The 23,772-nt window shown below is 69.0% G+C and carries 24 protein-coding genes; 9 read left to right on the forward strand and 15 right to left on the reverse strand.

The features are described 5' to 3' along the window. Both FFT21_RS17885 and FFT21_RS17890 read right to left on the reverse strand, forming a co-directional pair. Nucleotides 1-486 (reverse strand): fatty acid desaturase family protein (locus FFT21_RS17885; protein WP_192909607.1); only part of this gene is annotated, 486 nt, incomplete at its 3' end. Between the two features lie 228 nt (nt 487-714). Beyond that, nucleotides 715-1,374, reverse strand: coding sequence for a TetR/AcrR family transcriptional regulator (locus tag FFT21_RS17890; RefSeq protein WP_137815043.1), 660 nt, complete (start codon nt 1,372-1,374; stop codon nt 715-717). A 66-nt stretch (nt 1,375-1,440) separates the two neighbouring features. On the opposite strand from FFT21_RS17890, the gene FFT21_RS17895 reads away from it, so the two are divergent. Beyond that, the gene (locus FFT21_RS17895) at nt 1,441-3,612 is read left to right on the forward strand and encodes a HelD family protein (RefSeq protein ID WP_225978517.1); all 2,172 of its coding nucleotides are present in this window, start codon (nt 1,441-1,443) and stop codon (nt 3,610-3,612) included. Between the two features lie 213 nt (nt 3,613-3,825). Here the strand turns inward: FFT21_RS17895 and FFT21_RS17900 are convergent, their stop codons facing one another. Continuing rightward, nucleotides 3,826-4,902 carry an LLM class flavin-dependent oxidoreductase gene (locus FFT21_RS17900; RefSeq protein WP_137815044.1) on the reverse strand — a complete coding sequence of 359 codons (1,077 nt, stop codon included), beginning with the start codon at nt 4,900-4,902 and terminating at the stop codon, nt 3,826-3,828. A gap of 398 nt (nt 4,903-5,300) precedes the next feature. Here FFT21_RS17900 and FFT21_RS17905 point away from each other — a divergent pair, with 398 nt between their 5' ends. The 7 genes from FFT21_RS17905 to FFT21_RS17935 all read left to right on the forward strand — a co-directional run bounded on the left by FFT21_RS17905 (nt 5,301) and on the right by FFT21_RS17935 (nt 12,479). After that, nucleotides 5,301-6,176 carry a CE1 family esterase gene (locus FFT21_RS17905; RefSeq protein ID WP_192909608.1) on the forward strand — a complete coding sequence of 292 codons (876 nt, stop codon included), beginning with the start codon at nt 5,301-5,303 and terminating at the stop codon, nt 6,174-6,176. A 34-nt stretch (nt 6,177-6,210) separates the two neighbouring features. Next, nucleotides 6,211-6,783, forward strand: coding sequence for a YbhB/YbcL family Raf kinase inhibitor-like protein (locus FFT21_RS17910; RefSeq protein ID WP_137815046.1), 573 nt, complete (start codon nt 6,211-6,213; stop codon nt 6,781-6,783). Between the two features lie 309 nt (nt 6,784-7,092). Further along, nucleotides 7,093-8,238 (forward strand): CaiB/BaiF CoA transferase family protein, encoded by a 1,146-nt coding sequence (locus tag FFT21_RS17915; protein ID WP_225978518.1) that lies wholly within the window; start codon nt 7,093-7,095, stop codon nt 8,236-8,238. After that, the gene (locus tag FFT21_RS17920) at nt 8,235-9,113 is read left to right on the forward strand and encodes an HpcH/HpaI aldolase/citrate lyase family protein (RefSeq protein WP_137815048.1); all 879 of its coding nucleotides are present in this window, start codon (nt 8,235-8,237) and stop codon (nt 9,111-9,113) included. The genes FFT21_RS17915 and FFT21_RS17920 overlap by 4 nt, the downstream gene beginning before the upstream one ends. Then, entirely contained in the window at nt 9,110-9,949 is an 840-nt protein-coding gene (locus FFT21_RS17925; protein ID WP_225978519.1) for a cyclase family protein, read from the forward strand. The genes FFT21_RS17920 and FFT21_RS17925 overlap by 4 nt, the downstream gene beginning before the upstream one ends. Continuing rightward, a complete protein-coding gene (locus tag FFT21_RS17930) occupies nt 9,946-11,376 on the forward strand; it encodes an MmgE/PrpD family protein (RefSeq protein ID WP_137815049.1) in 1,431 nt (476 codons plus the stop codon). Before FFT21_RS17925 ends, FFT21_RS17930 begins: the two co-directional genes overlap by 4 nt. Continuing rightward, nucleotides 11,373-12,479: a phenazine antibiotic biosynthesis protein gene (locus FFT21_RS17935; RefSeq protein WP_225978520.1), complete on the forward strand. Its 1,107-nt coding sequence runs from the start codon at nt 11,373-11,375 to the stop codon at nt 12,477-12,479. The genes FFT21_RS17930 and FFT21_RS17935 overlap by 4 nt, the downstream gene beginning before the upstream one ends. Nucleotides 12,480-12,496: 17 nt before the next feature. On the opposite strand, the gene FFT21_RS17940 is transcribed toward FFT21_RS17935, so the two are convergent. After that, nucleotides 12,497-13,846, reverse strand: coding sequence for a carboxylesterase family protein (locus FFT21_RS17940; protein WP_137815050.1), 1,350 nt, complete (start codon nt 13,844-13,846; stop codon nt 12,497-12,499). 92 nt (nt 13,847-13,938) lie between these two features. On the opposite strand from FFT21_RS17940, the gene FFT21_RS17945 reads away from it, so the two are divergent. Further along, the gene (locus FFT21_RS17945; RefSeq protein ID WP_137815051.1) at nt 13,939-14,706 is read left to right on the forward strand and encodes an SDR family NAD(P)-dependent oxidoreductase; all 768 of its coding nucleotides are present in this window, start codon (nt 13,939-13,941) and stop codon (nt 14,704-14,706) included. A gap of 131 nt (nt 14,707-14,837) precedes the next feature. Here the strand turns inward: FFT21_RS17945 and FFT21_RS17950 are convergent, their stop codons facing one another. The 11 genes from FFT21_RS17950 to FFT21_RS18000 all read right to left on the reverse strand — a co-directional run bounded on the left by FFT21_RS17950 (nt 14,838) and on the right by FFT21_RS18000 (nt 23,732). After that, nucleotides 14,838-15,296 (reverse strand): nuclear transport factor 2 family protein, encoded by a 459-nt coding sequence (locus FFT21_RS17950; protein WP_137815052.1) that lies wholly within the window; start codon nt 15,294-15,296, stop codon nt 14,838-14,840. Nucleotides 15,297-15,327: 31 nt separating this feature from the next. Next, entirely contained in the window at nt 15,328-16,242 is a 915-nt protein-coding gene (locus tag FFT21_RS17955; RefSeq protein ID WP_225978521.1) for an MBL fold metallo-hydrolase, read from the reverse strand. Beyond that, nucleotides 16,239-17,282, reverse strand: coding sequence for a methyltransferase (locus FFT21_RS17960; protein WP_137815053.1), 1,044 nt, complete (start codon nt 17,280-17,282; stop codon nt 16,239-16,241). The genes FFT21_RS17955 and FFT21_RS17960 overlap by 4 nt, the downstream gene beginning before the upstream one ends. Before the next feature lie 66 nt (nt 17,283-17,348). After that, complete coding sequence (locus FFT21_RS17965; RefSeq protein ID WP_225978522.1) at nt 17,349-17,639, reverse strand: antibiotic biosynthesis monooxygenase family protein; 291 nt, start codon at nt 17,637-17,639, stop codon at nt 17,349-17,351. Between the two features lie 7 nt (nt 17,640-17,646). After that, nucleotides 17,647-18,603, reverse strand: coding sequence for an aromatase/cyclase (locus tag FFT21_RS17970; protein ID WP_137815055.1), 957 nt, complete (start codon nt 18,601-18,603; stop codon nt 17,647-17,649). Nucleotides 18,604-18,617: 14 nt separating this feature from the next. Next, nucleotides 18,618-19,391, reverse strand: coding sequence for a 3-oxoacyl-ACP reductase FabG (fabG, locus tag FFT21_RS17975; protein ID WP_225978523.1), 774 nt, complete (start codon nt 19,389-19,391; stop codon nt 18,618-18,620). A 42-nt stretch (nt 19,392-19,433) separates the two neighbouring features. Next, entirely contained in the window at nt 19,434-19,679 is a 246-nt protein-coding gene (locus FFT21_RS17980; protein WP_192909609.1) for an acyl carrier protein, read from the reverse strand. Between the two features lie 5 nt (nt 19,680-19,684). Further along, nucleotides 19,685-20,914, reverse strand: coding sequence for a ketosynthase chain-length factor (locus FFT21_RS17985; protein WP_307722947.1), 1,230 nt, complete (start codon nt 20,912-20,914; stop codon nt 19,685-19,687). Beyond that, a complete protein-coding gene (locus FFT21_RS17990) occupies nt 20,892-22,160 on the reverse strand; it encodes a beta-ketoacyl-[acyl-carrier-protein] synthase family protein (protein WP_137815058.1) in 1,269 nt (422 codons plus the stop codon). The genes FFT21_RS17985 and FFT21_RS17990 overlap by 23 nt, the downstream gene beginning before the upstream one ends. A 63-nt stretch (nt 22,161-22,223) precedes the next feature. After that, entirely contained in the window at nt 22,224-23,438 is a 1,215-nt protein-coding gene (locus FFT21_RS17995) for a class I SAM-dependent methyltransferase (RefSeq protein WP_137815059.1), read from the reverse strand. Then, nucleotides 23,439-23,732 (reverse strand): muconolactone Delta-isomerase family protein, encoded by a 294-nt coding sequence (locus tag FFT21_RS18000; RefSeq protein ID WP_225978524.1) that lies wholly within the window; start codon nt 23,730-23,732, stop codon nt 23,439-23,441. Between the last annotated feature and the right edge of the window lie 40 nt (nt 23,733-23,772).

Below are 23,772 nucleotides of genomic sequence, written 5' to 3' on the forward strand. Positions count from 1 at the left end.
CTGTAGTAGACTGGTAACGCAACGGCCCCGCCTGTAAGTCGTGTTCTGTGGTAGGAAAACGATCTTATCTGATCGGGGTCGTTGCCCTACTTTGAGGTGATCAAGCCGGCCTGAATAACGCTCGTGGTGCCGGTTGTGCTTGTCCACCCACCAGCCGAAGCTCAGACCGATTCCAAGATTGCCGCTGAGGAACCCGACGACGTCGTTGGCCCGACGGGACCTGAACACCTGCCGATGTCCCGCATCGTGGCCGAGGAAGCCCACCTGAGCGAAGACCACCGCGAGGCCGGCCGCAACGACCAACTGCCACCAGGACGGCCCCAACAGAGCGAAGGCCACCCAGCCGCCCACGAAGAGGAGACCGATCACTGCGGTCCGGATGGCGAAATGGGCCGGTCGGCGGTCGAGCAGCCCAGCCGCCTTCACACGTCGAAGCAACTCCGCATAGTCACTACGGACACGGGCAACTGGTTCGGCTGGCTGCATCGGCCCTCCATCGGCAACATCCGGTGGTATGTCGCCGAGGTCCGCGGCAACACGAGAGTGCCCGCTCGCGGGTGCTCCGGCGACGACCCTACGCGGTGCCCCGGCCAGGTCGGGGTTCGAGTCCCTGACGGCGCACTCCCCGAACCACCTGTCCACCATCGACCTCACGTGGGGTTTCGGTCACTCGAGCTGCTCTACGTCGACCGCATCACCCGGAACCGGGAATCATCACCGCCCCACACGCGCACTTTCGGGCACGCCTCGTTCCGCCAAGCCGTTCTCCAGAAGGTCGAAGGCCGTATGGGCACGGGTGACCGCCGCGTGGTAGGCGTCGTCGGCGCTGCGTCCGGAGCGTATGTCCCGGGCGTTGTGGTCGGCGAGGATTCTCTGGATGCCGAAGACCTGTGCGGCCACGATGCGTGCCGTGAACTCGTCGCCGCACTCTCCGGAGGCCAGTAGCTCGTCGGCCAGGTCTCGTTCCTGGTCGAGCATGTAGCCCGTCAGGCGGGCCATCAGGGTGGGCGTGGAGTACAGCAGGTTGTGGAACAGGATCGCCGGCGGGGTGTCGTTCAGGCCGGTCAATGGGGCGCGCTCGGCGAGCCGATCAAGGAAGTTCTGGCGCAGCGCCCGCAGCGCGGACACGCCGCGTGGGCGGTCCCGGACGATGTGCGCGGGCCCCCCGCGGTCGCCAATGAACCGGCGGAGGACGAGGTCCTCCTTGGTCGGGAAGTAGGCGAACAGCGTGGGCTTGGACACCCCGGCAGCGGCGGCGATGTCGGCGACGGAGACCTCGTCGAACCCCGATTCCTGGAGCAGGGCGAAGGCTGCTTCCATGATCGCCTCGCGGGTGCGGATCTTCTTGCGCTCCCGCAGTCCGAGTTCGTCCATGTGCCTAGCCTATCCAAGCTTAACTTGGTTAATAAGTTGTCTCGGTTGTATACTTTACTGAGTTAAGTGTACCTGCTTCTCACTGTGAGGTCTAACACGACCATGCACCAGCCTGGCCAGGACGACGCTGTCGAGCCCGAGATCCGCGCCGAACGCGACTACATGGACACCTGTCGCGCAACGCTGACCCGCATGCGCGAGGAGGTCCAGACCATGCTGGCCACGGGCGCGGGCGAGGGCGACGCCATCACGGACAAGTACTTCAACCACGTGTTGCGCCAGTTCCAGGTCCAGGTGATCAAGGAGCTGTCCGACCCCGACGGCGCGCCGTTGTTCTTCGGGCGCCTGGAGTACCCGCCGGGAGAGGTGTACGACAGCGGCACCGACAGGGATCGCGCGACTCGAGCCCATACCCACACGTCGAGTAGCGATCTTGTCTATGTCGGCCGCCGTGGTGTCCGCGACGACGACGGCGAGCCCATGGTCGTCGACTGGCGTGCCCCGCTGGCGCGGGCCTTCTACGAGGCCAGCTACCAGGACCCGATGGGAGTTCGGGTGCGCCGCCGGTACGGCTTCGATCACAGCGGTGTGTTGACCGCTTACGAAGACGAACCGCTGCACCTTCAGGTCGCCTCCGCCAGCGGGAATGGCCTGTTGGCCGCCGAGATCGAGCGGCCCCGCAAGGGCCCGATGCGCGACATCGTGGCCACGATCCAGCCCGAACAGATGGTCCTGGTGCGCGCTCCGCTGGAGCGCACGCTGTGCATCCAGGGCGCGCCCGGCACCGGCAAGACCGCGGTGGGCCTGCACCGTCTGGCATATCTGCTCTACGCCGAGCGGGAACGATTGCGGAAGGAGGGCGGAGTCGCCGTCGTCGGTCCCAACCGCTCCTTCCTCTCCTACATTCACAACGTCCTGCCCGCTCTCGGCGAGGTAGAGGCCATCCAGACCACCATCGACGAGCTCACCGGATCGGGCATCACCGTCGGCCGTGTCGACGCTCCGCGGGCGGCACGGCTCAAGGGCGATGCCCGCATGGCCGAGGTCATCCAACGTCACCTGCGGTCACGGATCCAACCGCTCGGGGAGACGCTGGAGGTCAAGTATCAGCACCGCACGTGGCGCGTGCCCGGCGAGGAACTTGCCCGGGAACTCGACGCCGTGGTCAGCCGCGGGATCGACTACAACGCTGGTCGGGAGCTGTTGGCTGAGCGCCTGGCCCTGCACGTGTTGCGCCAGATGGAGCAGTCCGGGACCTCCGCCGTCCCCGCCACACGCCAGCAGCTTCGTCGCCACAAGGCGGTCAGTCGGGCCGTCCGGCGGATGTGGCCCACGGTCGACCCCACCCGGCTGATTTTCGATCTCCTCACCAACCAAGCCCACCTGGCGCACGCCGCGGACGGAATCCTCTCCCCCGACGAGCAGCAGGCCATCCTGGTCCAGCCTCGCCCGCGCAGCGTGCATGCGATGACCTGGAGCAGCCATGATCTGGCTCTTCTGGCCGAGGCCGCGGCGCTGATCGAGCGCCCCGCGAAACTCGGCCACGTCGTGGTCGACGAGGCCCAGGACCTCAGCCCGATGCAGCTCCGGGCGATCGCCCGCCGCCTGGCCGGCTCCTGCACCGTCCTCGGCGACCTGGCACAGGCCACCAGCCCCGCCGCGGTCCAGGACTGGACCGCGGTCCTCACTCACCTTGACCGACCCGACGGCCAGATCGAGGAACTGACGCGCGGCTACCGCCTTCCCGCGGAGGTCATCGACTACGCCGCCCGCCTCCTGCCACATATCGCCCCAGAAATACGCGGCCCAGCATCGTTCCGTCACTCCGCCGACGCCCTCCGCATCACCCAAACCGCGCCCGAGGAGACGGCCAAGGCAATCATCGCGACATGTGCCGGCGCACTGGCCGAGGAAGGATCGGTCGGCCTCATCGCCGCCGACGACGACATCCCCGAGATCCATCAAGCCCTCTCCGACAGCGGATTCCAGCACACCGTCCTGGGCCCCAACGGAACAGACCTGGATACCGCACGGCTCACCCTCACTCCGGTCACCCTCGCCAAGGGACTCGAATTCGACACGGTCGTGGTGGTCGAACCGTCCCGCATCGCCGAAGCGGAGGACCGCGGCCTCCAGCGCCTGTACGTCGCCCTGACCCGAGCGGTCAGCAACCTGCACATCATCCATGCCGATCCCCTGCCGGAACCGCTCGCACAGGAACCCGCGATGAGTCGCTAGCTTGATTTTTCGCCTTCGGGTGACCGGCACGGACCGGATGGTCACGGATGAGGCCCTTGGTTGACCATTCCTTCCCGCGACAGACGGAAGATCAAACCAAGGGCCTCAGTTGACTGAGCGTTGCGCGGCGGACTCCTGAAAAGAGATTTGGAAAACAGCGGCGCCGGCCTCAGGTTCAGTGGCGGTGCAAAAGTGCTGGCACAGGGTATCGGATCAGGCGTGGGCAGGTGCGGTCGTGTCGAGTCGGGGCAGCACGTGGTCGGCGAACAGGCGCAGGCTGCGCTCGGCTTCCTCGTAGCTCGTGGTCCCGGAGTTCACCTGGAGACTCACCGTGACGTCGCCGAACCACTCGCGAATTGCCTCGAGTTGCCCCGCCACCTCGTCCGGCGTACCGGCCAGCACCTTGTTCTCCGCCAACTGCTGCCAGTAGTCCGTCTTCCGCACCTGCTCGACGAGTCGCTCGTACCCGGCGTAGGCGTCGCTGCGTGTCCGCCCCCAGGAGGCAACGGCGTCGACAAGACGCGCGGAGTAGTGCTCGGACTGCTCCTGACCGGCCCGGCGGGCCTGCGCGCCGTCCTCGGCGATGGCCGCGAGGTAGCTCATGTGGATCTGGCCTTTCTGCGGGTCGTGCCCGGCCTCGGCCCGTGCCGCGCGGTAGAGGCGCAGCATCTCCTGCACCCGCTCCCGGGACGAGATCGAGGGGACGAGCAGCAGTCCGTAGCCGTTGCGCCCGGCCCGCTCGCAGGAGGCGGGCGTGAACGCCGCGGCCACCAGGATCGGCGGATGCGGCTCCTGGTAGGGACGGGGCAGCAGGGTGACCGGACCGAACTGGTGGAACCGGCCCCGCCACAGCAGGTCCTCCTCGCTCCACAGGCGGCGGATCGCCTCGACATTCTCGTCAAAGCGGTCCCGACTTTCGTCGATCGGAACCTGGAACGCCTCGAACTCGTCCGGCAGGAAGGCGCGACCGAACCCGACGTCCAACCGTCCCCGCGAGATGTTGTCCAGCATGGCGAGCTTCGCCGCGAGCTTCACCGGATGTGTGAAGGCCGGAATGACCGCCCCGGTGACGAGCCGCAACCGGCGAGTTCGCGCCGACGCCGCGGCGAGGAACGTCACGGGATCGGGACTGTAGCCGCCGTAGGGGAAGAAGTAGTGCTCGACCGTCTTCACATGGTGGTACCCAAGTTCGTCGGCGAGTTCGGTCAGCCGAAGGCACTCGTCGTAGTACTGCGCGGCGGACCTGTCAGCCGGTCCGAGGGTCGGGAAGAAGTTGATGCCGAAACGCATGATTGGTCTCCCGCTCTCACGTGATGAGGAGGATCGAACCCGCGCGCGGTCCGCGGGTCGTGCCCCGAGCCTGGCATCTCGGCATTGAGGCACGCTTGAGCACCACCGGATTGCTCCAGGCAGACCCGAAAGACCATGCACGCCGCCGGCGGTGGCGCGGACCGGCCAGATCGGCGACGGTGTGCACTTCCTCACGATCAAGACGTTAGGCTTGCGACAGCGTCAGTTCGCGATCGCCGCCGCGTCCGGTCGCGGGAACGTCCGCCAACCACCGGCTGTCGAGTCATCTCCCATGCTCGCCCGGTTCCCTCCGGTCTCCGCTAAAGTGCGAGACAGCTAAAGCGCAACACAGCTACCCGGTTTTCGTTGCGCATATCTGGGGCCAAGGGGGACAGCACGTGGCGAGCGATGGCGAGCTGGTTGCTGGCGAGCTGAGGATAGGCGGCCGGGATCGCAGCTTCACGATCCGCCTGCCTCAGGCGGCGCCGGATGACCGGCCGATGCCGCTCGTGCTCGTGCTGCACGGCAACCATCCGGACGCCAGTGGACACACCATGCGCCGCTGGACGACTTTCGACAAGCAAGCGGACGCATGGGGATGGGCGATTGCCTACCCCGACGGCCACCGGGGGAGCTGGGCGGACGGCCGTGGCGTCACGAGGGCCGAGGCGGCGGGGGTGAACGACGTCGTCTTCCTTCGCGCGATCATCGACTGGTCAGCCGAACGGTACGGCACATCGCCCGAGCGGTCCGTGGTGGCAGGAATGTCCAACGGCGCGTTCATGGCCCACCGCCTGGCGCTGGAGGCGGGCGACCAGGTGGCGGTCCTGGCGGCCGTCGCAGGCGGGCTGCCGGCAGCCCTGTGTGACATCCGGCCGACGCACGCCGTGTCGGCGATGCTGGTCCACGGCACGGCTGACAAGGTCTCACCGATCGGCCGCGGATACTCCCGGCACCGCGGACTCCACGGGCGCTCACGCACCGCCACGCTGTCGCTTCGGGAAACGGCCGAGCACTGGCGGGCCATCAACCGGTGCCCGCCCGGTTCGGCCAGAACGGACACCACCGAATTCTCCAGCCGCACCACAACAGCGGGCGGCGTCGGTGGCACCCGGGTCGTGGCATGGACGGTGTTCGGCGGCGGCCACAACTGGCCGGGTGCGCCCAGCCTGCCCGAATGGGACGAACCGACCACCCAGGAGTTCGACGGGGCCGAGGAAATCTGCCGCTTCGCCGAACCCCTGCTGGTGCGCGCGGCCGCTCGGCGGCTCTGACCCACCCACATCTCATCGCGACAAGGAGAAACCCATGGCACTGCTGGGCAAGTTGCTGAGGAACCGGCGAGCGGGGCAGGCGGGCCTCGCGTGGAACTCACCGAACCTGGCCAGCGAGAATACGCTGACGCTGAGCAGTCCCGACTTCGAGCACGAGGCGACGATTCCCACCGTGCACGCCGGCAAACGGGCCGGCGGCAAGGACCTGTCACCGGCCCTGACCTGGAGCCCCCCGCCCGCCGACACCGCACAGTTGCTGCTGGTCATTGAGGACCCCGACGCGCCAACACCCGTGCCGTTCAACCACGGTGTCGCTTTGCTCGACGCCTCGGTGACCAGCCTTGCCCAGGGGGCTCTCGACGCCCGGAACCCCGCCAGCGGCGTGCGCGTGCTGCGCTCGGGCGGAGGCCGCGGTTACCTCGGGCCGGCGCCGATCAAAGGGCACGGTCCACACCGGTACGTGTTCCAACTGTTCGCTCTCGCCAGGCCGCTGACCGCGGGACCGAGCGACGCCGCCCTGGACTCCGCCAAGCCGCGCGACGTGGTGGCCGCCGCCGGTGACGTCCTCGCGCGCGGTCGTCTCGACGGCTTCTACGAACGCCCCTGACCCGTTCACCGCACGACCGGCCGCCACACGGCACCCGTCGACCGCTCAACTGCCCAAGCAGCCGTACGGTCGACGGGGTGCGAGCCGGCGTTGCCGGCGTGCACGAGGGCGGGACCGGCCCGCCGGTCCCGCCCTCGACGTACCCCCACGACCTGGCTCCCGCCCACCGCGGGCAGGCGACTCCGCCGGTTCAGCGTGTCCTCGGCAGATCCTCAAGTAGCCCGATAGTCGACCTCGCGAACATGGGCCCGCTGGGAGATGTCTACGCAAGGACGAGAAGGGCGCGCTGTGCCGGATACGCAACTGCCGTTGGCCGGTCTCACCGTCATCGACGTGTCCACCCTGCTCGCAGGGCCCTTCGCCGCCAGGCTACTGGCCGACTTCGGCGCCGAGGTGATCAAGGTTGAACACCCGTCGGGAGACCCGCTCCGCCGGTACGGCCGGTCGAGGGACGGCGTTCCGCTGTGGTGGAAGGTGTTCAACCGCAACAAGAAGAGCGTGGTGCTCGACCTCGCCGACGCTCCGGACGCGGCGCGGTTCCTGGACCTGGCCGCCGGCGCCGACGTCGTCATCGAGAACTTCCGGCCCGGCACGCTGGAGCGGTGGGGTCTGGGCCCGGAGGTGCTCACCGAGGCCAACCCGCGCTTGGTGCTGACCCGCGTGACCGCGTTCGGCCAGGACGGACCGTACCGGCGCAAACCGGGTTTCGGCACGCTCGCCGAGGCGATGAGCGGCCTGGCGGCCATGTCTGGCGAACCGGACGGACCGCCGCTGCTGCCGCCTTTCCCGCTGGGTGACGTCGTCGCCGGCCTGCACGCCGCCTGCGCGACGCTGATCGCGCTGCGCGCCCGCGACCGGCTGGACCGCGGGCAAACCGCCGATGTCGCGATCACCGAGACACTGATCAGCTCGCTGGGCGCCCAGCTCACCGAGTACGACCAGCTCGGCGTGAAGCCTGCCCGGCTGGGCAGCAGCTCGAACAACAACGCCCCGCGCGGTGTGTACCGGTGCCGGGACGGCCGGTGGGTGGCGGTGTCGGCATCGGCGCGGTCGGTGGCCGAGCGCGTCATGCGCCTGGTGGGGCGGCCCGAGCTGTGCGACGAGCCGTGGTTCGCGCACGGCTCCGGCCGTGCCGAGCACCGCGAGATCATCGACGAGGCGATCCAACGCTGGGTCTCGGCGCACGACCGGGACGCCGTGCTGGCCGGCTTCGAGCGGGTCGACGCGGCGGTCGCGCCCATCTACGAGGTCAGCGACATCGCCAGCGACCCGCAGTTCCAGGCGCGGTCACTGCTGGCCTCGGTGCCCGACGCCGACCTGGGCACGGTGACCATGCCGGCGGTGCCGTTCCGGCTGTCACAGACACCCGGAAGCATCAGGTGGGCCGGGCCCCGGCTGGGCGAACACACCGGGGAGTTGCTGCCCCGCTCGGCTAAGGAGGAGACCGGCGCATGAGCGGCTCTCAGCCGGAGTACCCCGTCTACCGGAGCTGTCTGTACGTGCCCGGTCACCAGCCGGACCGGATCGCGCGGGCATACGACTCCGAAGCGGACGCCGTGATCATCGACCTCGAGGACGCCGTTCCGGTTTCACTGAAGCCTCTGGCCCGCGAAACGGCCGCCACCATCACGTCGCGGCCCACCGCCAAACCGACCTTTGTCCGGCTGAACTCGATGCGCTCGACGCTCTGCGAGCAGGACGTGCTGGCGGTCGCCGGCGTCGGTCTGACCGGTGTGCGGCTTGCCAAGACGCAGCGGGTCGGCGAGGTCCGGCAGGTGGCGAAGCTGCTGCGCCAGGCGGGCAGCTCGGCCGTCATCCACGTGCTCATCGAGACGGCGAACGGGCTGGAGCACGCCTACCGGCTCGCCACCGCCTCGCCGTCGGTCGGCATGCTGGGACTGGGCGAATCCGACCTGCGTGCCGATCTGTACGCCAGCATGGACGGCGCCACCATGGACGCCGCCCGAACCCGGGTGATCATCGCCTCGCGGGCCGCCGGCCTGCCGAACCCGCTGCAGAGCGTGTTTCCCGATCCGCGGGACCTGGACGGACTGCTGGCCACCAGCCTGCACGGCAAGCAGCTCGGATTCATTGGGCGCATGGCCATTCACCCGTCGCAGGTGCCGGTCATCCACCGGGTGTACACGCCGCAGCCATACGAGATCGAGGAGGCGATGGAGATCTGCGCGGCGGCCGCGCTCGCGGAGGCGCAGAACCAGTCGATCGTCATCAACAGCAAGGGCAAGATGGTGGGTCCGCCCGCCATCGCCAACGCACAGCAGACCCTTCGACTCGCCAGCGCCCTGGACCTGGTTGGGAATGTGACGTGACAGGCAACTCAGAACGGATCGGCGACCCGCTGCTGGCTGCGGTGGCGGCCGGCGTGGAGGCGATCGACCTCGCTCAGCCGCTCACCAACGGAATGCCCTGCTCGCCGAACCATCCGGGCTTCCGCATGGTGCTCTCGCGGCGCCACGGGGACATGGTTCGGGCGGACGGCGGGTCCGCAGCGAACGAGGTGATCGTGACCGGTGGTCACGTCGGCACGCACATCGACGCGCTCGCCCACGTGTCCCAGCACGGCCTGCTGCACGGTGGCGTGGACGCCATGGCGGCCCAGACCGGCGGCGCGTTCGCGGTCCACGGCGTGGGCGCCATCCAGCCGAGGCTGTGCCACGGCGTGCTGCTGGACGTGGCGAAGCTGCACGGCGTGCGGCACCTCCCCGGCGGCTACGGCATCACCGCCGAGGATCTGGCCGAGGCCGCGGAGCAGGCGAGGGTGCGTCCGCAGCGGGGTGGCGTCTGCCTGGTCAACACCGGCTGGAGCGGCCTGTGGTCGGACCCGCAGCGCTATCTCGGGTTCGAGTCCGGCGTGCCCGGAGTCACCCCGGATGCCGCGCAGTGGCTGGTCCAGCACGGGATCGTCGCGGCCGGCGCGGACACCTCCGCGTTCGAGCAGGTGCATCCGGGCCGCGGCCACGCCACCCTGCCGGTGCACCGGATCCTGCTCGTCGAGCACGGCACACACATCATCGAGCACCTTCGTCTCGGCGAACTCGCCGCCCGCGGGATCGCGGAGTTCGCGTTCGTGCTGGCGCCGCTGAACATCGTCGGCGCGACCGGCTCGCCGCTGCGCCCGCTCGCCCTCGTGAGCGGTCATCGATGAGTGGCATCCGGGGGCTCATCGACGATGTGGCCGACTTCAGCGAACATGCCGCCCGGCAGGGTCTGCCGGCGGCCCGGCGGGACGTCGCCACGCGGGCCGTGCTCGACACCGTGGGCGTGATGGTCCTTGGCTCGGCGCAACCCATCCTGCACACCGTGCTCGCCGTGACCGGCCAGTGGGGCGCCCGGCCCGAGTCCACCGCGATCGGCCACCACGAGCGCATGCCCAGCGCCTCGGCCGCGTTCGTCAACGGCACGCTGGCGCACTGCATGGACTACGACGACACGCATCTGCCATCGGTGCTGCATCCCAGCGCGTCGGTCGTACCCGCCGTGCTCGCCGTCGCCGAGGCCGCCGGTCTGGACGGCCCACGCCTGCTGGACGCCACGGCGGTGGGCACCGAGGTGTGCATCCGGCTGGGCATGGCCGGATACGACGAGGAACAGCGGAACTCGATCTTTTTCGACCGAGGGCAACACGCGACCAGCATCTGCGGCGCTGTGGGGTCCGCGGTGGCGGCGGCGATGGTGCTGGCCGGCGACGCCGCCACGATCGCGGCCGCCGGGAGCATCGCGGCCAGCATGTCCAGCGGGCTGATCGAAGCGAACCGGACCGGGGGGACGGTCAAGCGGATACAGACCGGGTGGGCGGCGCACTGCGGGGTCACCGCGGCCCAGTTGGCGGTTGCCGGGCTCACCGGGCCACCCACCGCGCTCGAGGGGCGCTTCGGCTTCTTCCGCGCGTTCTGCGGCGAGCGCGCACGACCGGACCGGGTCACCGCCGCGCTCGGCGACCGCTGGCACGCCGACCAGGTGCACGTCAAACCGTACCCGTGCAACCACTTCTGCCACGCAGGCATCGACGCGGCGATCGAGTTGCGGCGCCGGGGCGTGCGGCCCGATGACGTGCTCGCCATCGAACTCGGTGTGGCCGAACCGGTGTTGCGGACGATCGCCGAACCGGCGGCGGACAAGGCCGCCCCGGCGACCGGGTACGCGGCGGCCTTCTCCGGCCCGTACACGGTCGCCGCCGCGCTGACCGGCGGCGGCGGTCTCGGTGTGTACGTCGACGATTTCACCGACGCAGCGGTCCGTCGCGCCGACGTGCTCGACCTGGCCGGCAAGGTGCGGTGCCACGCGGACCCCGAATGCACCAGGATCTTTCCCGACCAGCTGCCGGCCAGGGTGACCGCGCATCTCCTGGACGGCCGCACCGAACAGGTCGCCTGCCTGACCAATCGGGGCGGCCCCGGTCGCCCGCTCACCGACGGCGAGCTGGACCTGAAGTTCTCCCTCAACGCCGAGAGCCGCTACGACGCCGCGACCACGGCGCTGATCAGCCACGAGATCCGTCGACTGGTCGAGGCCACGGACGTTCGGCCGACCATGCACCTGCTCAGAACGCACCACTCCGGAGGTATTTCGTGACCGGCATCAGCGCGGACCCGAAATGGGCGACGCTTGATCCCGCAGTCCATCCGACCGACCCCGACGAGTACCTCAGGGTCGCCCTCGAATGGCACTTCGGCGCCGAGACCGGGTCCCCGTTCTGGCTCCGTCGAGCAGAGCAGCTCGACTTCGACCCGTTGCACGACGTGCGCACCTACGAGGACCTGGCGCTGTTCCCGAACGTCGTCGACGAGCTGCGGCACGTCGCCGTCGAGGACCTGATCCCCCGCGGCTACGGGCCCAACCCGCCGGCGCCGAAGGTGTTCGAGACCGGCGGCACCACCGGCGCGCCGAAACGGGTCATCCTGATGCCGGACTGGATCGAGGCCGCAGTCGACCGTATGCTCGCGGGCCCGGTTTTCGCCGGGCGGGAACCGGCCAACATCCTGGTGGCGGCGCCGACCGGACCCCACAAGATCGGCTCTCAGTATGACTGGGTCGTCGCGCGGCAGAACACCGTCAAGTTCTCCATCGACATCGATCCGCGGTGGGTCAAGAAGCTGATCGGCCAGGGCAAGGACGACGAGGTCAAGGCGTACGTCGAACACGTGCTGGACCAGATCGAGCACGTCCTGGAAAGCCAGCGCGTCGGCATGCTGGTGACCACTCCCCCGCTGCTGCGGGCGTGCGCCGGCAGGCCGCGGCTCGCCGAACTGATCAACTCCAAGATCGACGTGGTGTTCTGGGGCGGCGCGCACATGACCGTGGATGAGCGGTTCCAGCTCGCCTACGAGCACTTCCCGAACGTCACCATGATCAGCCGGTACAACAGCGCGCTGATCCTGGAGGGCGCTCGGGAACGCGACGGGCTCAGCCCGGACGACGACATCATCTACGACCCGCGCAGCCCGGTGGTGACCTTCCGGGTGGTTGACCCGCGGACGCGGCAGCCGGTCGCGTACGGCGAGCGCGGCCAGGTCGTGATGAACCACATCAGCAAGGGCATGTTCCTGCCCAACAACCTCGAACGGGACAGCGCCGTCCGGGTCCCGGGCCGGCCGGGTCAGATCGGTGACTCGGTAGCCGGCCCGAAGCCCGTCGAGACGTTCGGCGGCGAGCGCGTGATCGAGGGCATCTACTAAAGCCGGGTCCGTCGCCGCTACGGCCCGATCCGGTGCGGCGTGGGCTGCGCGGGGGACCACGGCTCCCAGCCAAGGCGCCCGTCCCTCGCCAGCCCCATCAGCGCGCCCTGCTCCTCGGCGCCCACCGCCCGGTCCACGTCGGTGCCCTCGGCGCCGTCCGGGTCGATGAACAGCGCTGGCACGTCGACGCCGTGCACCGGCCGGCCCCCGAAGATGGGGTTGTTGCCGATCGGCGAGTTGGAGGGCACGTAGTCGAACACCTGCCACCAGCCCGGGGTGCCGACTTTGTGCGCCGCCACGAGCAGCCGCTCGGCCGGCTCGAAATACAGTTTCTCGGTCAGGAAGTCCACCTTGGCGTCATGGGCGGCGTCGGGATCCGGACCCGACCGCGCCGCGTACATGCGGTCGACCATGTCGGGTGCGAAGGCGTCGTACATCCTGGCCTCCGCCGCGACGACCGACACCAGCAACGGAACGTCGGCCATGAGCCCGTCACCGACGGCGTCAATCGGCATCTTGGGCAGGACCTCGCCGTCGACGAACGGTCCGTAGTACACCCGCCCGTCGTTCTTCAACTGCTTGCGGTGGATGTGCCGCAGCGCCACGTTGGGCACCGCGGCCAGCGCCGCCGGAGTGTCCGCGAGCGATCCGGCCTCGGCCATGAACCGCCGCGCCCGGCGCACCGCCTCATTCCTGGTCACCGGCGTCTCGGCGTTGCCGCTGTACAGCGCGGCCTTGTGGAACAGCCCGCGAGCCGCCGGGGCGCCCAGCAGCGTTCCCACGTCCGACGCACCCGAGGAGACGCCGAAGATGGTCACATTGGCCGGGTCACCGCCGAACTGCGCGATGTTGTCGCGGACCCAGCGGAGCAACAGGATCTGGTCCAGAACCGGGAGGTTGGCGCTGTCACCGTAGTCGGGGTCGAGATCGCCGAGGTAGAGCCAGCCCCACGGCCCGAGCCGGTAGTTCGCGGTGACGATGACGGCGTCGTGGCGGGCGGCGTAGACCCAGGCGTCCATCGACGGCGAACTGCCGCTGCCGTACACGTGGCCACCGGAGTGCAGCCACACCAGTACCGGCCGGGACCCGCCGTCGGCGCCCGGCGACCAGATGTTCAGGTTGAGGCATTCCTCGTGTTCGACCGCGTCGGGGTAAACGACCTGCCAGGACATCCCCGAGTAGATCGGCACCTGCCAACTGATCGGGCCCCAGCGGGTCGCGTCGACAAGGTCGCCGCGCTGCGCCGGGACGGCTGGGCGGAACCGCCGCTCGATCCGCCCGTACGGCACGCCGCGCCAGTTCGGCACCTCGCGGTCGAGAAATCCGCGCACTGGTCCCGACGACGTCTCCACCACCAGGCCACTCATCGCCGACACTCCTCAGGGTCGTCACGAATACATTTCCGTCATGAAAGTCGAATTCAAGCCTTGCTCAAGGAACAGCGTGTTCGCTTGCGGCCATGACCACCAACGCAGACCGCAACCCGCAGCGCGTGGCCATCGTTACCGGCGGCGGGTCGGGCATCGGCCGCGCCGTCGCCAGGGAACTCGCCGCCCAGGGCTGCCACGTGATGATCGTCGGCAGGACCGAGCAGACCCTGGCCGAGACCGCGGCCGGGCACGACTCGATCCATCCGCTCGCCGTCGACATCACCGCCGAGGAGGCGCCGGCGGTCATCGTCGCCACCGCGCTCGACAGGTTCGGCCGGATCGACATCCTGGTCAACAACGCCGGCATCGCGGAGCCCTGCCCGCTCAGCGAGCTCTCCGGCGACTCGATCGACCGTCAGATCGCGGTCAACCTGCGCGCACCCATGCTGCTCACCAGGCAGGCCCTCGACGCCCTCGCCGACTCCCGAGGCGTCGTGGTCAACGTGTCGTCCGCCGGGTCGCTGGGCCGGCGCGGGTGGCCCCACTTCTCCGCGTTCGGCGCAACGAAGGTGGGACTGGACTTCCTCACCAGGACGTGGAGCGTTGAACTGGCGCCGTTGGGCATCCGGGTCGTGGCGATCGCGCCCGGCGTGATCGACCGCGGCCCCGGCGGCCCGATGGGCGCCGACGCGGAGCACTACAACCGGTTCCTTTCCGACATCGCGAAGCGGACTCCGCTGGGGCGAGTGGGCAAGACCGCCGAGATCGCGTGGTGGGTCGGGGAGCTCGTCAAGCCGGAAGCCGCGTTCGCCACCGGCACGGTCCTCGTGGTCGACGGCGGGCTCAGCGTCACGTGACACGAGGCGCGCCGCCAGCGGAGTTGGTGGTACCCGCTCAGGGCGTTGCGAGCCGCCGTCCCTGTCAACGCACCAGCTGTCGCCGGCGGCTCGCACCCACCCCTCACCCGGCCGATCCGGGTACGGCTCGGCTACGACGGACTCGGCGCGACGACGTCGTCCCGGCGCACCACACGCCGTGCCACGTACCAGCGGCGGCCGTCCGAGACCAGTTCGTCCCGCATGACGGTGGACATCGTGATCCGGGTCTCGCCGGCGACCGAGTCGACGATGAGCACGTAGGACGTCGTCCGCGCGCTGGAGTCGGCCAGTTCGACGAGGTTCATGTTGGTCAGCACGTGGCGGCGGACCGTGCCCGCCTCCTTCAGCCGGGCGACGGTGCTCCGCGTGCCGGCGAGCAGCGCCGCGCGCCCCTTCACCTCCGGCGCGCCGTTGGGCGGCACGAAGACCCCTTCCTCGGTGAAGGTGTCCACCCAGCCCTCGGCGTCCCCATCGTCGAGGATCGCCATCTGCTCGGCGTAGAACTGTCCGAGCTCGGCCCACACGATGTGCCGGCGCACGCCGGTCTCGACTGTTGACAACTCAGCCATCACACAATCTCCACTGTCCGTTCGTCCGGGCCTAGGCGTCGCATCGGGGCAGCCGGCCACCGTTGAAGTCGATCATTTCGTGGAACGCGTCGAGCACCGACAACTCCGTGCCGAGCGGCAGCTCCGGGCTCACCAGTTCGACGTAGGCCCGGTGGAGGTTGCCCAGGATCCGCTCCGGGTCCAGCAGCAGCGCGAACGCGCCCAGGTCCGCGCGACGGGCTGCCTCCAGCGGCGTCCAGCCCCGCGCGACGCCGGCCCGCGCGACATCGAGCAGCCACCGCAGATACTCCTCGTTGTCGTCGAGCACCTCCGGGCCGCAAACCTGGCCGTGGCCGCACACGATGGTGCTCGGACCGAGTTGGCGCAGCCGGGTGAGCGCCCGCAGCGAACCGGTGACGGATCCCATCAGGACGAAGGGCGTCACTCCCTTCATCGCCACGTCGCCGGCGTACAGCACCCGCGAGTCCGGCAGCCACGCCACGATGTCGTTCGTCGTGTGCGCCGGCCCCACGTGCAGCAGCTCGACGATCCGCGGGCCGAGGTCGAGTTCGAGCCGGTCCGGGAAGGTGAGATGCGGCCGCACCAGGGAGATCTCGCCCCAGTCGACGTCGGGCCAGAGCTGTTGCAGTCCCAGGCCGGCCTTGTCGATCTCGGCGCGGGCCGCGTCGTGCGCGATCACGGTCGCCGGAGGCGCGAACACGCAGTTGCCGAAGATGTGATCGCCATGGTGGTGCGTGTTCACGACGAAGCGGACCGGTCCCTGCCCCAGCTGTTCCAGCGTGTCCCGGAACGCGTGTGCCCGGCCGAGCGTGGCGACGGTGTCGATGACAACGAGACCGTCCCGCCCCCGGAGCACACCGGCGTTGCTCACACACCAGCCGCCCGGCGACTGGATGTACGCGTAGGCGCCGTCAGCCAACTCCGTCAGCGTGCCTGGACCCGTCACGCCGGCGAGGCCTCCTTCACCACCGCGATGCTGGACGGCGCCGTCAGACCCACCGTCTCGACGAGCCGCAGGCCCACCTTGCCCAGCAGGTCGCGGAGTTCCTGCTCGGTGCGGTCCCGGCCGCGGGTCAGGGCCAGCATCGTGATGTCCATGAACTTCCCGGGATGCGGCGTGTCACCTTCCGGCAGGATCGGGTCGATGATCAGCAGCTTCGCGCCGGGGGCCATCGCGTTCCTGATGTTGCCCAGCACGACCAGCGCCTCGTCATCGTTCAACTGGTGGAGCACGTGGGACAGCACGTACGCGTCGCCGCCGGCCGGCACCGACTCGAAGTAGCTGCCGCCGACCGCCTCGATCCGCGAGGCGTGCCCGGTGCTTTCCAGGAACTTCCCGGCGCCGGAGACGACGTGCGGCTGGTCGAAGAGCACGGCACGCATCTCCGGGTAACGGTCGAGGATCATCGCGATGAGGTGGCCGTGCGCGCCGCCCACGTCGACGAGGCGCTGGATACCACCGAAGTCGTAGGCCGCCACGGCGGCCCGCTGCACCTGGCGGGCGCCGTTACCCATGGCCCTGCTGAACAGCGCCGTCATGTCCGGCCGGGCCGCCAGGTACTCGAACAACGTGGTGCCGTTGACGTGCTCGAACGCCGGCTCGCCGGTGCGGATGGTGTGCTCGATCGCCCCGTACGCGTCGCGCATGAACGGCTTGCCCTGCAGCCGGAACACGTCCCGCATGGAACGCTCGGAGTCGGTCCGCAGTGTGTCGGCCAGTGGCGTCAGGCCGAACGTGCGCGGCGAGACCTCGGTGAACACGCCCTTGCTGGCCAGCGCGCGCAGCACCCGGTACAGCGAGTCGGCGTGCGTGTCCGTGCGAGCCGCCAACTCGTCGACGGTCAGCGGGCCGCCGGCCAGGTGGTCGGCGACTCCCAACTCGGCAACCGCGCTCAGCATATGCCCGATCCGCAGGCCGCTGTGGAACTCCGTCATCGTCGCGATCACCGACGCCGGGTCCGTGGGCCCGTCAACAATCTCCGACATGTGAACTCCGCTTCCTATCCAGGTCCCGATGGTTCTCTCGTGATCAGCACAAGACCGGAGTGCGGCTCACGCCTGGTACTCCTGCACGACCTCGCACAGCAACGACTCCGACGACGCGTGCTCGCGCAGCGCCCGGGCGTGCGGCTCGAACAGGGGATCCGCGACCGCGGCCCGCAGCGCGCCCTCGTCGGCCCACTCGGCGATGTTGAGGTAGCGCGGCTCGTCACCGTTGACCCGGACGAGACGGTGCCTGCGGTACCCGTCCTTCTTCGTCATGAATGCCGAGGTGTCGGCGAAGGTCCGCTCGAAGTCGTCCGGGTTGCCGTGAACCCGGAACAGGTTGACGAAAATCAACACGGCACACTCAGCTCCCGGCGTTTCCCTCGACGAAATCCTTCATCAGGCGCAGCGTCGCCTGGCTGTTCGCGCTCAGCGCCCGCGTCACGAAGTGCCGGGCCGCGTCGACGGAACGGGCCGACTCCGGCAGGCGTCCCAGCTCCGCTGGGTTGAGCACCACCGTGTGGCTCGACGTGACCACCGAGGCATCGTCGGACTCGGTGAACGACCAGCACCCGACGTGGCCGCCCAGGAACGGCGGGAAGGTGGTCTGCTTGTACACGATCGCGCGATCCGGGAAGCAGACCCGGTAGGACGCCGTTCGGTGCGTCGAGCCGTCGTTGGCGACAGTGTCCATCTCCAACAGCTGGACATCCGGCGCGACCAGCGCCAGGTTGACGCCGGCGACGTGCGGCAGCCTCTCCGCCCAGGCGTCCGCCCGGTCGATGAATTCGTAGGCGTCCCGCACCGGCCCGCGGACCTCGACGCTGTCGGAGAACTCGAAGACAAGCTTGTCCGCGCCGGCCGCGCGGGTGGCGGCCGCCTCGAGTGAGGCGAGTTCTTTGGCGCTGTTGGTCTCGACCGCGCGCTCGATCCATGACAGGGCCGACGGGTCGTCGTCCACCGCGGAGAACTCGTGGCCCAGTTCGACCCGGCAGGTGTCCGCCGAGAGCGGCCGGACCGTCCACACGCCGCGCATCGCGGCCACCGGATCCTGCGGCGTTTCCTGAGCGAATTCGATGCGCAGGCCCCGCGGGTCCAGCCGGCGCAGCGACGTCCACGTCTTGACCGTTTCGTTCGCGGTCGCCCACAGCCGGATCCGCTGGTCCCCTCCGCCCAGGTCGGTCGACTCGGCGTGGATCGTGGGCGGGAATATCACCGGCCAGCCGCGGACATCAGCCAGCAGGTCGTACACGGTCGCGGCGGGGGCCGCGATGGTCCTCGAGTGTTCGGTCCGAACCCCGGTGACTTCGTTGCGCTGCATGACACGTCCAAACCTCAGTAGTTGCCGAGACCGCCGCACACGTTGATCGCCTGCGCCGTCACCGGAGCTGCCGCGTCCGACACCAGGTAGCCGACCAGTCCGGCCACCTCCTCGGGCGTCGAGTACCGCCCGAGCGGTATCTTGGCGTTGAACCTGCCGAGCACCTCCTCCTCGGTGGTGTCCCACACCTCGGCATATCCCTTACGCACCCGCTCGGCCATCGGCGTCTCGACATAACCCGGGCACACGGCGTTCACCGTGACGCCGGTCTTGGCAAGCTCCAGGCCGAGAGCTTTCGTGAAGCCGATTACTCCGTGCTTCGATGCCGAGTACGGCGCACCCAGCACAACGCCCTGCTTGCCGCCGGTCGACGCGATGTTGATGACGCGGCCCCAACCGGAATTGAGGATACCGCCGTTCTTGAGCACTTCTCTGGTCACGAGGAACACGCTGTTCAGATTGGTGTCGATCACATCTGCCCAGAGTTCGTCCGAGATTTCGGCCGTCACGCCGCCGCCGCTACGACCGGCATTGTTCACCAGGATGTCGACACGCCCGTACTTCTCGGTCACAGCCCGCACGAGAGCACGCACGTCGTCCACGTTGCGCACATCGCACGGGCTCCCGGCCACGTCATGGCCTTCACCGAGTAACTGCTTCACCACGTCGTCGACCGCGTCGCGACGCCGCCCGCACAGGTACACCCGAGCACCGGCCTGCGCGAGTTGCTTCGCGATGGCCAGACCGATTCCGCTCGTCCCACCGGTGACGAGCGCTACCTTCGCCACAATTCTCGACAATTCTCCACCTCCACGACCGTGCGGGAACAACTAGGCCGACTTGATGAGCTGGACGAGGTCGGACAACCTCTTCGCGGTGGGCAGTCCCTCTTCGTCCACCTTCACGCCGTAATCGCGCTCTATCTTCGCGACCGCCGCCAGAACGGCGATCGAGTCGTAGCCAAGGTCCTCCAGTGCGGCGTCCGCACCGATCGACGCGTCGACCGGGTTCGGCGCACCCGCGACCTCAGCCAGAACCTGTCGAAGGTCATCGACCGTGACCTGTTGTGCAGGCACTGCAATCATCCCTCCATGGATTTCACGACCATCGCTGAGTTGAATCCGCCGTACCCCCGCGCGAGTACCAGGGCCGTGCTCAGCTGCTGAGCACGAGGCTCGCCGAGAACCAGATCCAGAACGTGGTCCGGGTCGGGGGTGCTGTTGACCGTGGGCGGGATCACGCCGTCCCGGATGGCCAGGAGAGCCAAGGCCAGGTCCAGGACCGGGCCGGCGGAATAGAGGCGCCCCACCATCGTCTTGGGCACCGTCACCGGCACCCGTCGCGCGCCGAACACGTCGGCGACCGCCGCCGCCTCAGCGTCGTCGAGCCCCCGCACGGCATGCCCGTCGGCGAACACCACGTCGATCTCGCCGGGCGTCAGCGAGGCATCGGCCAGGGCGATCTCGATTGCCTTGCGGAGCGCGGGGGAGGTCCCGGCGGCCGACCTGCGGTCGAATGTGGCGGCGTGGCCGGCGATCTCTCCATAGGCCTCGGCCGGCACCACATCGCGACCGGCGGCCGGCCGCAGGACGAGCATGGCGGCGCCTTCTCCGGGGACGTAGCCGCAGGCTCGACCGTCGAACGGCAGATACGCCCGGTCCGGCTCCGCCGCGCGACTGATCCGGTTGCTGGCGAGCTGGGCGACCCAGCCCCAGGGGCACAGCGCGCTGTCCGCGCCGCCGGTGATCATCAGCTCCAGTCCCTTGCGCACCTGACGTCGCGCCTGCGCCACCGCGTCCAGGCCGCCCGCCTGATCGCCGACGAGGACCCCGGCCGGGCCCTTCAGGCCGTGCCGGATCGAGATCTGCCCGGTGTTGACCGCGTAGAACCACGCGAACGACTGGTAGGGGCTGACATGTTCCGGCCCCTTGCTCCACAGGTTCTCCAGCTCGCGCTGGCCGAATTCGAAACCACCGGCGGTCGCGGCGGTGACGACTCCCGCGCCGAATTCGGGAAGGTTCGTCAGATCCACCTTGGCGTCTCGCACCGCCCCCTCGGCCGCGGCCAGCGCCATCCGGGTCATGTGATCCGTTTGCGGGATCAGCCGGCCGGGGATGTGCTGTTCTGGAACGAAGCCGGACACCTCGCCCGCGATCCGAGCCGGGTACTGGTCGGCGTCGAACCTGCTGATCGTCGCCAGTCCGCTGCGACCGCTCAGCGTGGCCGACCACACGTCCTCGGTGTTCAGGCCGTTGGCGGTGAGCAGGCCGATACCGGTGACTACCACCTTATCGCTCATCGTGCCGCCCACTCGTCAGGACCATGGCGCTCTGAAACCCCCCGAATCCGCTGCCCACGGTGAGCACGACGTCGGTCCGGTGTTCCCTCGCGGTCCTCGGCACGTAGTCCAGATCGCACTCCGGGTCGGGGTGCTGGAGGTTCGCGGTCGGGGGAACGACGTTGTGCTTCATGGCCAGAATCGATGCCACGATCTCCAGCGAGCCGATCGCGCCGAGCGAGTGCCCGATCATCGACTTGATCGAACTCACCGGCACGTTGTAGGCCGCCGATCCCAGGCTCTTCTTGAATGCCGCCGTCTCGTGGCGGTCGTTCTGCTTCGTACCCGAACCGTGTGCGTTGACGTAGTCGACGCTCGCGGGCGACACCCTCGCCTCGGCGAGCGCCGTCGTGATCGCATGGGCCATCTCGTACCCGTCCTTGCGCAGACCGGTCATGTGGTACGCGTTGGCCGCCGAGGCGAAGCCCGCGATCTCGCCGTGGATCGTCGCGTCGCGCCGGCGGGCGTGCGCCACGCTTTCCAGCACCAGCACGGCCGCACCTTCGCCGAGCACGAACCCGTTCCTGGTGTTGTCGAACGGACGCGACGCCTCCGCCGGCGTGTCGTTGCGCGGCGTGGTCGCCTTGATCGCGTCGAAGCACGCCAGGGTGATCGGCGAGATCGGCGCGTCGCTCGCGCCGGCGATCACGAGGTCGGCGCGCCCATCGCGGATGATCTCGGCGCCGTAGGCGACCGCGTCGATGCCCGAGGTGCAGCCGGTGGACACCACCGTGACCGGGCCCTGGGCGTCCACCAGCCACGCCACCTCGGCAGCCATCGAGCTGGGCACGAGCTGCTCGTAGAGCCGAGGTGAGCCGTAGTCGTGGTCCACCAGCCAGGACCGCCCGCTGTCGCTGACGATCCGGTACTCGGAGTCCAACGACATCGTGGCGCCGACCGCGCTTCCGATCACCACGGCCACGCGATACGGATCAGCGTTGGCGAAGTCGGCGCCGCTGTCGGCCACCGCCTCCCGCGCCGCCACCACGCACAGTTGGGCGAACCGGTCCATCCGACGGATCTCACGAGGAGAAAAACCCATCTCGGCGGGGTCGAAGTCGATCTCCGCAGCTACCTGGGACCGGAACGGAGCCGGATCGAAGAACGTGATCCTCCGGGTCGCGGTGCGCCCTTCTGCCAGCAACGACCAGAAGTTTTCCGTGCCGATCGCTCCCGGCGCGACGACTCCGAGTCCCGTCACAGCGACTCGTTGAGACATTTCCTACCTCGCTCGAAGTGCAATCCATGTCACGACGTGACGCGTGGCGTCACGGGCAGGTGGTCACACCAGTCCCCGCCTCGGGATGAACCGCGGGATCCCGCCGTCGATGTTGATCCCCTTGTCGATGAACGCCAGGTTGCGGTAGACGTGCAGGCCGGCCACCTTCGAGGCGACGCCTTCCGCGGCCACCCCCGCCGCCACGTGGTGCTCCTCGTGGTGCAGGGCGTCCACCAGCTTCTTGACCAGTCCGACCGACGTCGACGGGCCCGCCACCGCCGCGTCGTCACCGCCGTACCCCGGGCAGTAGGACGTCCACATGTCTTCGATCACGTAGGTGCCGCCGGTCCGCAGGTGCTCGAAGAGCACGGAGAACGAGTGCAGCACGTGTTCGTTGATATGGCTCCCGTCGTCGATGATGATGTCGAACGGCCCGTACTCCCGGGCGATCCCGGTGAGCCAGTCCGCGTTGTTCTGGTCGCCCCGCAGCGTCTTGATGCGCGGCTGGTCGAGACCGGACTTGTCGAAGATGTCCATGCCGAACACCACCGCGCGCGGGAAGTACCGGCGCCACATCAGCAGCGACCCGCCACCGGTGCTCCGCCCTTCGAATCCCCCGATACCGATCTCCAGGATCCGCAACCGCTCGTGCCGCAGTCCGCCGAAGTGCCGTTCGTAGTGCGGCGTGAACCAGTGCAGTCCGCCCCACTTGTCGGACAGGTACCGGGTCGACAGCTCGCCAAGATCGGGCGGTGCCGCGTCGATGCCGGACAGCACCGCTGTCGTGGCGCGCTGCGAGTACAGCACCGACTCCAGCAGGTCGCGGTCCCTGGAGGGGTCGTGCGACTCCTCGAACCGCGGGCGCAGCGCCCGCCGGCTGGGCCGGGGAGTTCGGGCGTGGCCGAAGACATCGCGGACCAGATCGGCGCAGTCGTAGCTGATGACGTGCACCGCGGTCGCGCTGGTGCCCTCGAAGAACTCGATCTGCCCTTCCGGACGCACCCGGAAGACGTAGCCGACGGGTTCGGCGATGCCCTCACCGGTGAGCTCCAGGCCGACGTCGAACGTGCGGTGCACGTTCGCGGGATCGGCCCGGAACACGATCTCCTCGACCAGCAGCCGCGCCACCCGGGCGACGCCGAGGCCGCTGATCGTCTTCCACAGGTCGTCGTCGCGGCCGTCTGCCGCCCCGATGAGCCGCTCGATCTCGTCCAGGCTCAGACCGTCCACCGGGTACTCCTTCGTGACCTCGTCGGGTCCGCCGCTCGCGGGAGTCACCTACTCGCTCCAGGTGCTCGGGTCGAAGCTGTCGGGGGACGCGAGGGGGATGATTTCGAACTTGAGGTGGTGGCTGATCGGGTTCGAGTAGAGCGCCTTCAACAGCTGTTCGTGCGACTCGACGTCGTAGATGTTCAGCCCACCCTGGGTGCCGACGCGGATCCAGCTGTGCTGGATCACTCCCTCGTCGATCAGCTTCCGGTGGTACTCGAAGCCATCGGGCAGCATCCTGCGGAACTCGGGCAGCACCTGGCTGGACGGCAGGGGTGCCACGAGCACGGCGAAAAGAGCCAATTCAGTTCCTCCGGTCACACGGTCGACGCACGGGGCGGCG

Source organism: Gandjariella thermophila, assembly GCF_005405885.1.
GTDB classification, from domain to species: domain Bacteria; phylum Actinomycetota; class Actinomycetes; order Mycobacteriales; family Pseudonocardiaceae; genus Gandjariella; species Gandjariella thermophila.